Consider the following 12,064-nt stretch of genomic DNA (forward strand, 5'->3'; position numbering starts at 1 on the left):
ATTGAAACAATTTGATTTTTATAAAGGACACACGCAGTGTGTCCCTACATTCTGTTAAAATGTCTATTTTTGTGCATTTGCTACATAATACCGATTTTCTACCTATTCAGCGGTGAAGTCTCACCGCTTTTTTATCGCCCTTTCTAGAAATTGCTCACCTCAATCGCTAAAAGATCACTTTAAAGGTTCGATTATGCAAATAGAAGCACAACAAGCGGTCTGTTCTCCGCTATTTTTTACAAAACGATGTCCCCCCTTGCCGTACAAAAAATGTGATCTGTTTAACATATTTTAAACAAAGCATTTGGTTTGAAAATTTTAGAATGTTATATTTCACTTTGAAAAAATTATTTCATTTAATTTTGTTTTGAAATAAATTCCATTTCCTAGAAATATGAGGTTATGGAAAGACTGCCGGCAAGTTTGCCGTCCATTCCCACCTTAAAAAGAGGAGTTTGTAATGAAAATGCGTGTTAAGTTTGTATTGAGTGCATTAACACTCGGTTTAGCAATGAACAGTTTTGCTAAAGATGAATTAGTCGTATTCAGTTTGCCGAACTTATCCAGCCCGTTTGAAGTTCAACTTCAAAAAGTGGCTGTTGAAACGGGGAAAAAACTGGAGGTGAAGTTACAGGTTTTGGACGGTCAAAGCTCTTCCACCAAGCAGGCTTCCGATCTGGAAAATGCCATTACACGAGGCGCAAAAGGGATCATCATCTCACCCAATGATGTGAATGCGATTTCAGCGGCGGTCGAGGAGATCACCCAAGAAAATATTCCGGCGGCAACCTTAGATCGCAAGGTCGAAAGTAGCAAGCCTGTGCCGCACTTTGGTGCAAACAATTACACCGGCGGGCAAGCGGTGGCGAAAGCGGTCAAAGCGAAATACCCTAACGGTGCCAAAATTATCCTCTTAACCGGTCAGCCCGGTTCAACGTCTAATATTGAACGAACTCAAGGTATTCGTGATGAGCTGGCAGCCGGCGGTAGCCAGTACCAAATCGTGATTAACCAAACGGGTAACTGGCTGCGTTCCGAAGGGCTGCGTATTATCGAAAGTGTATTGCCAACCTTAAAAGACAAGCCGGATGTGATTATTTCCGCTAACGATGATATGGCATTAGGGGCTATCGAGGCGTTACGCAGCCAAGGCTTAAAAGCCGGCGAGATCCTAGTAACCGGCTTCGATGCCACGCCGGAAGCACTCGCCCGTGTTAAAGACGGCTGGCTATTCTTAACCGCCGATCAACGCCCGGGTTTTGCCGTCAGCAGTGCGTTAGAACAAATTGTCGGCAATATTCGTGATAAAAAGCCTGTAACCGGCACAAACTACCCGCCGAAAATTATTCTCAAAGATAACCTGCAAGAAGCCGAGCGTTTTGCAGAAGTCAGCGAATAATTTATCTGCCTTTCTGCTCTCCCTTGCAGAAAGGCGTTTTCTTACGGAGGCTATATGTCCACTCCTTTACTCGAAGTTAAACACCTCACTAAAAGCTTTTCCGGCATTATGGCATTGGACGGGGTCAAACTCAGCGTTGCCAAAGGCGAAGTTCACGCTTTACTGGGCGAAAACGGTGCGGGTAAATCGACTCTTTTAAAGGCACTTTCCGGCGCACAACCGCAAACCAGCGGCGATATCATCTTCAACGGTGAAACATTAAGCCCGAACGATTCCCCCTTTGACCGCCAACTTAAAGGCATTGTTACTATTTACCAAGAATTTAACTTATTGCCTAATATGACGGTGGCGGAAAATTTCTTTCTCGGCAGAGAGCCGGTAAACGGGCTGTTTGTCAATGAAAAAGCGGTCAATGCGGAAGCACAGATTGTACTGGATAACCTCGGTCTGCATATCAAACCCGACACACAAGTGTCCCGTTTAAGTGTTGCCCAACAACAAATGGTGGAAATCGCCCGTGCGATGACCTTAAATGCCAAACTGATTATTATGGATGAGCCGTCCGCCGCCCTCAGCGACAAAGAGGTCGAAACACTCCACCAAATCGTGCGGGATCTTAAACGCCGCGGCATCAGCGTTATTTATGTTACCCACCGCTTAAACGAAGTATTTGCTCTGTGCGACCGCTTCACCGTCTTTCAAGACGGGCGTTATTCCGGCGAGGGCAATGTCCAAAACGTGAATGTCGATCAGATCATCAAAATGATGGTCGGGCGGGAAGTCTCTTTCACCCGCAGACCCGCGTCCGACACTCACCATACCCACCGCCCCGTGCGTTTGGCGGTCAAAAATCTCTGCCGAGAAAAACCTGTACTCGATCCGCACGGTATCGCTTTACACGGCGTCTCGTTCAATATTCACGAAGGCGAGGTACTGGGCATTGCCGGACTTGTCGGCGCAGGTCGTACCGAAATTGCCCGCTGTTTATTCGGCGTAGAAAGCTATACCGCCGATGAAATTAGCTTAGACGGTAGCCCCTACACTGCCGCCTCCCCTTTAGATGCGTTAGAAAAAGGCGTGGCATTAGTGCCGGAAGATCGCAAAAAAGAGGGATTAGTGTTAGGTCTGCCGATTAAAACCAATATGACCTTACCGATTTTAGACAAATTACTTAAAGGCAACCTCTTTGTCGATAATAAAAAAGAAGATGATCTGATTGAAACCTACCGCCAAGCCTTACGCATCAAAATGGCAAGCAGCACGTTGGAAGCCCGCAAGCTCTCCGGCGGCAACCAGCAAAAAGTGATTTTGGCACGTTGTATGGCGCTCAATCCCAAAGTGCTGATTGTTGATGAGCCGACCAGAGGCATTGATGTCGGTGCAAAATCCGAAGTGCATCAAGTCTTGTTCGATATGGCAAAACAAGGGGTGGCGGTATTGGTTATTTCCTCGGATCTGCCGGAAATTATGGCGATTTCAGACCGCATCATCACCCTTTCCGAAGGACGAGTAACCGGTGAAATTCACGGTGATGAAGCAACGGAAGAAAAACTTATGTCAATGATGGCTATCGGTGTTCAGCGAGACCAAGCCGCTTAAGAGAGGTTTATATGACAACACAATTTTTAAAAAATCTGGGAATGATTGACGATCAGGGCAACATCGATTTTATTGCGTTCTTTGAACGCTTCGGCGTCCTCATTTTCCTGATCTTACTTATCATCTTCTTCACATCACAAAACAGTGCATTTCTCTCACAACGCAATATTTATAACGTCTTAACCGAAGTCTCCATTTTCGGCATTATGGCGGTTGGAATGACCTTTGTGATCTTAACTGCCGGCATCGATCTCTCGGTCGGATCAATTCTTGCCGTTACGGCAATGTTCGCCGCGTATATTATTAAGGGGGAAAATACCGTAACAGTGGAAGCCGGTGCGTGGGGCGGAATGAGCTGGCTGATCGGCTTATCCGTCTGTTTAGGGTTAGGCACGCTCATCGGCTGGTTACACGGCTTGGGCGTGACCAAACTCAAACTGCCGCCGTTTATCATCACCCTCGGCGGAATGACAATTTGGCGGGGCTTAACCCTTGTGCTGAACAACGGCTCGCCAATCGCCGGTTTTGACGAAGGTTATCGCTGGTGGGGACGCGGCGATCTGCTCGGTGTCCCCGTGCCGGTCGTCATCTTCGCCGTCGTTGCCATTATCGGCTATTTCGCCTTACACAAAACCCGCTGGGGACGCTATGTGTATTCGGTCGGTGGCAATCCCGAAGCCGCCCGCCTTGCCGGTGTTAATATCAACCGCACCTTAGTGAGCGTCTATGTGGTGATCGGTGCATTAGCAGGATTAGCGGGCTTTATCCTCTCCGCTCGGCTTGGCAGTGCCGAGTCCGTTGCCGGCGTCTCCTTTGAGCTGCGGGTGATTGCCTCGGTCGTCATCGGCGGCACCTCACTAATGGGCGGCTACGGACGCATTACCGGCACAATTATCGGGTCTATCATTATGGGTGTGCTAATCAACGGCTTAGTGCTAATGGATGTGTCCGCCTATTACCAGCAAATTATTATGGGCGTTATCATTATTCTTGCCGTGGCTTTCGACACCTACGCCAAGAGCAGACGCGGCGCAATCTAACCCCCAGAGAGCGAACCCTTGTTCACTCTCTATTTGAGCTAAATCGGCATTATGCCGCCAACGCACAACATAATGATTTCAATCTTATTGTAGGGACACACTGCGTGTGTCCTTTAAAAAAATCAAATGATTTCAATAGGTTAAAACCCGGACACACGCAGTGTGTCCCTATAAGCGAATAAAAAACAACTTTATGCAACGGCTACATAATATTGTAATGTTGCAAAAAACACCTCAAAACTCACCGCTTGTTTCAACAAGGATCAGATTATGAAAACCGTAAATATCGGCTTGGTCGGCACCGGCTATATCGGACGTTGCCACGCCATTGCTTATGCACAAACCCCGACACTTTTTCCGCTGAAAGGCAAAATTCGACTCGCCTATTTGGCTGAAATCAACCAAGCACTCGCCGAACAAAAGGCGCAAGAATTTGGCTTTGCCCGTGCGACTGACGATTGGCGAAAATTAGTTGCCGATCCGAATGTCGATGTCGTGGATATTTGCACACCGAATTTCTTACATAAAGAGATTGCATTAGAAGCGATCAAACACGGCAAGCACGTTTACTCGGAAAAACCGCTGGCGCTCACCGCAGCCGATGCGAAAGAGATGGTCGAAGCCGCCCGTCAAGCCGGCATCAAAACCTTAGTCGGCTTTAACTACATTAAAAACCCGACCACACAGCTTGCCCGCCAAATTATCCAAAACGGCGAAATCGGCGAGGTCGTCCATTTTTACGGCACTCATCACGAAGACTATCTCGCAAACCCTGATACCCCGATCGACTGGCACTGCTATAAAGATAAAGCAGGGCTAGGCACGCTCGGCGATTTAGCCGCACACATCGTCAATATGGCGCACTATTTGGTCGGCAAAGAGATTGTGAGCGTGATTGGTGATATGCAAACGGTGATTAGCGAACGTCCGAATCCGCACAATTTAGCGGAAAAAATCAACGTGGAAAATGAAGATCAGGCAAGTGCCTTAGTGCGCTTTGCCAATGGCGTAATGGGCACGATTGAAAGCTCACGCATTGCCTGCGGACGTAAAATGGGGCTGACCTATGTCGTAACCGGCACCAAAGGCACACTCAGCTACACTCAAGAGCGAATGGCGGAACTGAAACTCTACCGCCACGATGACGTGATTTCCCGCCAAGGTTTCAAAACCATTTTGGTCGGCCCCGAACACCCCGATTATGCGGCATTCTGTGTGAGTGCCGGACACGGCATCGGTTTTAACGACCAAAAAAGCGTAGAAATCCGTGATTTGATCAACGGCATTGCCGCTGGTGATCCGATGTTTCCCGATTTTGAAGAAGGCTACCGCGTTTCGTGCGTATTAGAAGCAATTGCAAAATCAGCACAGGAAAAACGCTGGGTGGACGTCAGCGAGATTTCCGCCTAAAACCGAGAAAGAAAAACGCCGTGTCAATAAAGACACGGCGTTGTGATTTTATCGTCATTTATGGCTCAATCGAAACGTCGCTCATCGTGTAGAAATCCCACACCAGTGTCCGTTTTATCACACATTAACACGATTTAACTTCAATGAACGTCGGTAACGCCCGACAGGGATATTACACTCTCCGTCTAATGTGTTGGTCGGATATCGCAAAAAAACCAGCTAATCCGACCGCTTGTCATCGCAATGGATTATGCGACTTCACTTAATTTCACCGGACGATTTTCCGCGAGGGATTTTTGGGCTGCCAATGCGATTAACACGGGCTGTAAGCCGTCATTGCCATTGACGAGGGTCGGTTTGTCATTCACGACCGAATCCACAAAGCAACGGATCTCATCGGCGAAGGATTGCATATAACGCTCCAAGAAGAAATATTTCGGTTTTTCGGCGATCACGCCGTTTTCTCCTGAAAACACTGCCGTTGAGCCGGTATCGTTGGTGATGTGAACCGCCCCTTTTGAGCCAAACACTTCCGCACGCTGATCGTAGCCATAGGCGGCTTTACGGCTGTTATCAATCACCCCGATTGCGCCGTTTGCCAATTTTAAGGTGATGACCGCCGTGTCAATATCCCCCGCCGCGCCGATTGCCGCATCAACTAAGACCGTACCAACCGCAAACACCTCCTCCACTTCGCTGCCGGAGAGATAGCGGATCATATCGAAATCGTGAATGGTCATATCAAAAAGCATACCGCCGGAGACTTTCACATACTCAATCGGCGGGGCTTCCGGATCACGCGATGTTACCCGAATAATATGCGGTTCACCGATATCCCCTGCCACAATCCGATCTTTGATCGCTTTAAAATTATGATCAAAGCGGCGGTTAAACCCGACTTGAAATTTCACGCCGGCTTTATCAACCGCTGCCAATACCGCCCGAATATTTGCCGGATCGGCGTCCACCGGTTTTTCACAGAAAACGTGTTTACCCGCTTGGGCGGCTTCAATCGAAATCGGGGCGTGGGTGTTGGTCGAAGAACACACCAACACGGCATCGATCTCAGGATCTTGCAAGATTTTTCTGTAATCATCATAGACCGCTGGGATACCCATCGTTCTCGCCCAAGCGGTCAGTTCATCGCTAATTTTTACATCGGAAATCGCTTTAATGTCCACCCCTTTCACATATTTGCCGATACTCTCGGCGTGTACCCGCCCGATACGCCCTGCGCCGATAATGCCTACTTTTAACATATTAAACTCCTGCAACATCACGAATATACTGTCTGCCTTTGAGGGCATATTCAAACGGGTTGGCAACTGCCGGATCTTGTTCGGCTTCTACCACCATCCAACCTTGATAATTGTATTGGTCGAGAATATCGAAAATCGGTTTGAAATCGATCACGCCATCACCCGGTACGGTAAATGTACCTTTTTTGACCCCTTCCAAGAAACTCAAGTCGTTGGCTTTTACCTGTGCCACCACTTCATCACGCACATCTTTTAAATGCACGTGGATAATGCGATCAATATACTTTTCCAACACACCCAACATTGCTTGTTGGCTGCCTTCGGAATAGTACAAATGCCCGGAATCAAACAGCAAATAGACATCATCATTCACCGCTGCCATATAGCGATCCACTTCTTCAGGGGTTTGAATCCCCGTCCCCATATGGTGATGCAGACACACTTTCATTCCCTTTTCCGCCGCCAACTTCGCCAGCTCGTTATAGCCTTGCGCCATTTTCGCCCAATCTTCATCGTTAAAAATCGGCTTGTCTTTGAAAACGGCTTTGGTTGTGCTTTGAATGCTGCGGCTTTGCTCGGAACAACCGATCACTTTCGCCCCCATTGCGTGCAGAAAATCACGGTGTTTGATAAAGGCGGCAAGGGTTTCTTCCCGCTTGCCGTCCACAAAAAAGGTGCTGAACCACGCATTACAGATTTGCATTCCCCGCAGGTTTAGCTTGTGCTTCAGCACCGCCACATCGCGTGGATACTTATTTCCCACCTCGCAGCCCGTATAGCCCGCTAACGCCATTTCGCTGATACATTGCTCGAAGCTGTTTTCCGCCCCCAAGTCGGGCAAATCATCATTTGTCCAGCCAATCGGCGCAATGCCGAGTTGAATATTTTCTGCTTTCATAGAGAAACCTCGTTTGGTTTAGAGATAAACTGAATAAACAAGCGGTCAGATGTCGCCCAATATTTGCAACGCCAGCTTGGTGCTTTGCAAATTAACGCCCGCAAACAACCGCTTGTATCGCCCCTTTATCAAGGGAGCATCATCGGATCAATATTTTCTCGCTTTCGCTAACTGTGCAACGGATCTTGCTCTCGCCTGTTGAACCCGTTCACCGTCAGCAACTTCCGCCACCCCAACGTGCCACCAGCAACCATAGCCGTGCGCCATTGTTTTCGGCAGCACTTTCACATCGATCAAGGTCGAAACCCTTTGCCGCTTCGCATCAACAAGGGCAGCTCGCAATTCAGCTTCATTTGTAACACGGTAAGTTTTGCAACCATAGGCTTGCGCATTTTTGGCAAAATCGATCGGCACTAAGCCACCGTTCAACCGATTTGTATCGTGGTTGCGGAAACGAAACTCCGTGCCGAAACTGTCCATTCCGTTGCCGATTTGCAGGTTGTTGATACAGCCGTTCGCCATATTATCAAACAGCACCACATTGATTTTCTTGCCTTCTTGGATTGAAGTTACCAATTCGGAGTGTGCCATCAGATAAGAGCCGTCGCCGAGCAGCGCATATACTTCCCGCGCCGGTTCGGCAATTTTCACCCCCACCGCTGCGCTGACCTCATAGCCCATACAGGAATAGCCGTACTCAAGGTGGTAAGTCCCTTCGCCTTTGCAGAGCCAACTACGCTGTAAATCGCCAGGTAAACTGCCAGCAGCGGCAACAATAATCGCATCGTGATCAATCGTCTCGTTCACAATCCCCAGCACTTGCGACTGGGTCAGTTGCGAGCCGGTTAAGCCGATAAATTCCCGATGCACCGCTTGATGATCCAGCTCATCGTTGATTTCGGGGGTAAAATCAGGGTGATAACGCACATTGCGCAACCGCTGAATTTCTGCGACAAAATCAGCTTTGGCGTGCTTAATCGCATCGCCCCATTGCGTTTTGTAATCCCTCGGCAAAGCTAGGCGAAGAGCCTCCAGTGCGGTTTTCGCATCCGCCACCAGTTGTACGCCATCAAGTTTATAGGCATCAAAACGGGCGATATTGATATTCAAAAATTGCACGTCGGGCTGCTGGAATAACCATTTTGATGAGGTGGTGAAATCGGTATAGCGTGTACCAATCCCGATGATTAAATCCGCCTCTTTTGCCAAACGGTTGGCTGCCAAGCAACCCGTTTCCCCTACGCCGCCGACATTGAGTGGATCGTCAGAGATCACCGCACTTCTGCCCGCTTGAGTTTCGGCAAACGGAATCCCAAACCGGGTTGCAAATTGTTGCAACATTCGACCCGCTTGCGAGTAGCGCACGCCCCCACCGCAAATGATCAACGGCTTTTGCTTGCTCATCAACAACGCTATCGCTTGCTCAAGGGCTGCCGCCGTTGGCGGCGTGCGCTCTAAACGATGCACCCTTTTCTGTAAAAAATTGTTTGGGAAGTCAAAACTTTCCGCCTGTACGTCTTGCGGCAATGCAATCGTCACCGCACCGGTTTCCGCCGGATCGGTCAGCACCCTAAACGCATTGATACAGGCACTCATTAACTGTTCGGGGCGTTGCACTCTGTCCCAATATTTACTCACCGCCCGAAATGCATCGTTCGTGCTGATGCTCAAATCATGGGGCTGCTCAATCTGTTGTAATACCGGATCCGGCTGGCGGGAGGCAAACACATCGCCGGGCAGCAGTAATAGCGGAATACGGTTCGCCGTGGCGGTTGCCGCAGCAGTAACCATATTTGCCGCTCCCGGCCCGACTGATGAAGTACAGGCAATGATTTTTTGCCGCAAATTTTGCTTCGCAAAGCCTATCGCCAAATGCGCCATTCCCTGTTCGTTCCGCCCTTGATAAAGGGTCAGCTCCCCCGCATCTTGCGCTAACGCCTGCCCAATGCCCAGCACGTTGCCGTGCCCGAAAATCGCTGCGATACCGTGGACAAATTTGATTTCTTGACCGTCAACGTCCAGATATTGATTATCCAAAAAACGAACCAGTGCCTGTGCCACGGTTAAACGTGTTGTCTGCATAACGCCCCCTTGGGTTCACCGCCGAGACAAGCGGTCTGTTTGCTACCCACTTTTGCAAAATGAAAATTTTATTTCATTTATAATAGCAGGCAATAGGGAAAAAAGATGTGAACCAGTTCACATTTCGGCAAAATTCTCACTTTTATCCGCAGTATGAGAACTTAATCACAGAAATGATAATTTAAAACAGAATAAATTTGAAATAAATATTTCACTTTGTATAATACCTTACATCAATACATTTTCGTTAAAAGGAGTGCGCTATGGCGACTGTAAATCATCAAGATCGCCCGCTGGATTTGATCTGCTTGGGGCGGGTGGCTGTCGATCTCTATGGACAACAAATCGGATCACGCTTGGAAGATATGACGACCTTTGCCAAATATTTGGGCGGTTCTTCCGGCAATGTCGCTTACGGCACGGCGGTGCAAGGGCTGCGTTCCTCAATGTTGGCACGGGTGGGCGATGAACATATGGGGCGTTTTTTACGGGAGGAGTTGGAAAGTGTCGGCGTTGATACCAGCCATTTAATCACTGACAAAGATCATCTCACCGCACTCGTCATCTTAGGCATTAAAGACAAAGAAACCTTTCCGTTGATTTTCTATCGGGATAATTGTGCCGATATGGCGCTCACCAAAGATGATTTCAGTGAAGCCTACATTGCCTCCAGCCGTGCTTTAGCCATTACCGGTACGCACCTTTCCCACCCGAAAACCCGTGAAGCCGTGCTGACGGCACTGGAATATGCCGGCAGAAATGAGGTAAAACGTGCGTTGGATATTGATTACCGTCCGGTACTGTGGGGGCTTACCTCATTGGGAGACGGCGAAACCCGCTATATCGACAATGCAGAAGTAACGAAATCCCTGCAAGCCGTGTTGCACCATTTTGATCTGATTGTCGGCACGGAAGAAGAATTTCATATCGCCGGCGGCTCAACGGATACGCTCACGGCGTTAAAAAATGTGCGAAACGTCTCCGATGCCGTACTTGTGTGTAAACGGGGCGCACTAGGTTGCTCCGTATTTGAGGGCGCATTGCCGGCGGATTTGGACGGCGGTTTAAATGTGTACGGCGTACAGGTCGACGTGTTAAATGTGCTGGGGGCAGGTGATGCCTTTATGTCCGGCTTAATGCGTGGCTATTTGAATAATGAAGGCTGGGCGCAAGCGTGTCGCTATGCCAATGCGTGCGGGGCGTTAGTGGTTTCCCGCCACGGTTGCTCACCGGCAATGCCGACCAAACGGGAACTGGACGACTATTTAACCCGAGCGGAATCCGTCCCCCGCCCTGATTTAGATGAGCGGCTCAATCACCTTCACCGTGTTACCACCCGCAAAAAACAGTGGGAAAATCTCTGTATTTTTGCCTTTGATCACCGCAAGCAATTAGTCGATATGGCAGATAAAGTCGGTGCCGATACCGCTCGCTTGCCGAAACTGAAACAACTGTTGCTTAAAGCAATGGAACAAGCTGCCGAGCAAGCGGGCTTACCGCACAATCAGGCGGGTATTCTCGCCGACACCACGTTCGGTCAAGATGCGCTAAATGCGATTACCGGTAAAGATTACTGGATCGCCCGCCCGATTGAAGCGCCGTCCTCACGCCCGCTCTCATTGGAATACGGCGATTTAGGCACACAATTAGCCACGTTCCCTCGGGATCACGTAATTAAATGTTTAGCATTCTACCACCCTCACGATGATGCCGAGTTAAAGGCAAATCAAGATCGCAAATTAACAGAGATCTACCAAGCCTGCTGCCGAACAGGGCACGAATTGCTGCTTGAGATTATTCTCCCGGCGGATATGCCGCAAGATGAAGGTTTTTACCAAAAAGCTGTCTCCGATTTTTATCAGCTCGGTATCAAACCGGAATGGTGGAAGCTGCCCGGTCTTTCCACATCGCAATGGCAAGCGATTGCCGACACGATTGAAGCAAACGATCCGGACTGTCGCGGTATTCTGATTTTAGGGCTAGATGCCCCCCTTGATAGCTTTAAGGCGATCTTTGCACAAGCCAAAGGCTGCCACAAAGTGAAAGGGTTTGCGGTCGGGCGTACTATTTTCGGCGAACCTGCCGAAAAATGGCTTGCCAATCAACTTGACGATCAGGGCTTAATCAATGCCGTCTCCCAAAAATACCGCACATTGATTGAGTTTTGGCAGCAACGTTAATTCTCCCTTTACCTATCATCAAAAGGACGCCGGCGTGGCGTCCTTCTATCATTGGTCGCAGTCCGATTTGTACCGTCGTTATATAACCCTGCAAAAATCAGGTATAACAGACCGCTTGTTAATACACAAAATGACCGAATGTTCGTTAAAAATGAAATATCGGTCAAATCGGGATAACAATACGTTGACTAATTGTG

The 12,064-nt window shown here is 48.7% G+C and carries 8 protein-coding genes; 5 read left to right on the forward strand and 3 right to left on the reverse strand.

Annotation, left to right across the window (positions count from 1 at the left end):
* Positions 1-460: 460 nt before the first annotated feature.
* The 4 genes from RO21_RS00005 (at position 461) to RO21_RS00020 (ending at position 5,448) form a co-directional block, all read left to right on the forward strand.
* A complete protein-coding gene (locus tag RO21_RS00005; protein ID WP_047975750.1) occupies positions 461-1,399 on the forward strand; it encodes a sugar ABC transporter substrate-binding protein in 939 nt (312 codons plus the stop codon).
* Between the two features lie 54 nt (positions 1,400-1,453).
* On the forward strand, positions 1,454-2,998 hold the full coding sequence (locus tag RO21_RS00010; RefSeq protein ID WP_047975751.1) for a sugar ABC transporter ATP-binding protein: 1,545 nt from the start codon (positions 1,454-1,456) through the stop codon (positions 2,996-2,998).
* 11 nt (positions 2,999-3,009) lie between these two features.
* Positions 3,010-4,038 (forward strand): ABC transporter permease, encoded by a 1,029-nt coding sequence (locus RO21_RS00015; protein ID WP_047975752.1) that lies wholly within the window; start codon positions 3,010-3,012, stop codon positions 4,036-4,038.
* Between the two features lie 270 nt (positions 4,039-4,308).
* Complete coding sequence (locus RO21_RS00020; protein WP_047975753.1) at positions 4,309-5,448, forward strand: Gfo/Idh/MocA family protein; 1,140 nt, start codon at positions 4,309-4,311, stop codon at positions 5,446-5,448.
* A gap of 248 nt (positions 5,449-5,696) precedes the next feature.
* Here the strand turns inward: RO21_RS00020 and iolG are convergent, their stop codons facing one another.
* The 3 genes from iolG to iolD form a co-directional block, all read right to left on the reverse strand.
* Positions 5,697-6,707, reverse strand: coding sequence for an inositol 2-dehydrogenase (gene iolG / locus RO21_RS00025; protein WP_047975754.1), 1,011 nt, complete (start codon positions 6,705-6,707; stop codon positions 5,697-5,699).
* A 1-nt stretch (position 6,708) separates the two neighbouring features.
* Positions 6,709-7,605 carry a myo-inosose-2 dehydratase gene (gene iolE, locus RO21_RS00030; protein WP_047975755.1) on the reverse strand — a complete coding sequence of 299 codons (897 nt, stop codon included), beginning with the start codon at positions 7,603-7,605 and terminating at the stop codon, positions 6,709-6,711.
* A gap of 147 nt (positions 7,606-7,752) precedes the next feature.
* The gene (gene iolD, locus RO21_RS00035; protein ID WP_047975756.1) at positions 7,753-9,687 is read right to left on the reverse strand and encodes a 3D-(3,5/4)-trihydroxycyclohexane-1,2-dione acylhydrolase (decyclizing); all 1,935 of its coding nucleotides are present in this window, start codon (positions 9,685-9,687) and stop codon (positions 7,753-7,755) included.
* Positions 9,688-9,950: 263 nt separating this feature from the next.
* Between iolD and RO21_RS00040 the strand changes: the two genes are divergently transcribed.
* Positions 9,951-11,867 carry a bifunctional 5-dehydro-2-deoxygluconokinase/5-dehydro-2-deoxyphosphogluconate aldolase gene (locus tag RO21_RS00040; protein WP_047975757.1) on the forward strand — a complete coding sequence of 639 codons (1,917 nt, stop codon included), beginning with the start codon at positions 9,951-9,953 and terminating at the stop codon, positions 11,865-11,867.
* Positions 11,868-12,064 lie beyond the last annotated feature (197 nt).

Source organism: Muribacter muris (assembly GCF_001038205.1).
GTDB lineage: Bacteria > Pseudomonadota > Gammaproteobacteria > Enterobacterales > Pasteurellaceae > Muribacter > Muribacter muris.

Coding starts and splice junctions, on each gene's coding strand:
- RO21_RS00005 (WP_047975750.1), top strand. CDS start 461: ATGAAAATGCGTGTTAAGTTTGTATTGAGTGCATTAACACTCGGTTTA.
- RO21_RS00010 (WP_047975751.1), top strand. CDS start 1,454: ATGTCCACTCCTTTACTCGAAGTTAAACACCTCACTAAAAGCTTTTCC.
- RO21_RS00015 (WP_047975752.1), top strand. CDS start 3,010: ATGACAACACAATTTTTAAAAAATCTGGGAATGATTGACGATCAGGGC.
- RO21_RS00020 (WP_047975753.1), top strand. CDS start 4,309: ATGAAAACCGTAAATATCGGCTTGGTCGGCACCGGCTATATCGGACGT.
- iolG (WP_047975754.1), bottom strand. CDS start 6,707: ATGTTAAAAGTAGGCATTATCGGCGCAGGGCGTATCGGGCGGGTACAC.
- iolE (WP_047975755.1), bottom strand. CDS start 7,605: ATGAAAGCAGAAAATATTCAACTCGGCATTGCGCCGATTGGCTGGACA.
- iolD (WP_047975756.1), bottom strand. CDS start 9,687: ATGCAGACAACACGTTTAACCGTGGCACAGGCACTGGTTCGTTTTTTG.
- RO21_RS00040 (WP_047975757.1), top strand. CDS start 9,951: ATGGCGACTGTAAATCATCAAGATCGCCCGCTGGATTTGATCTGCTTG.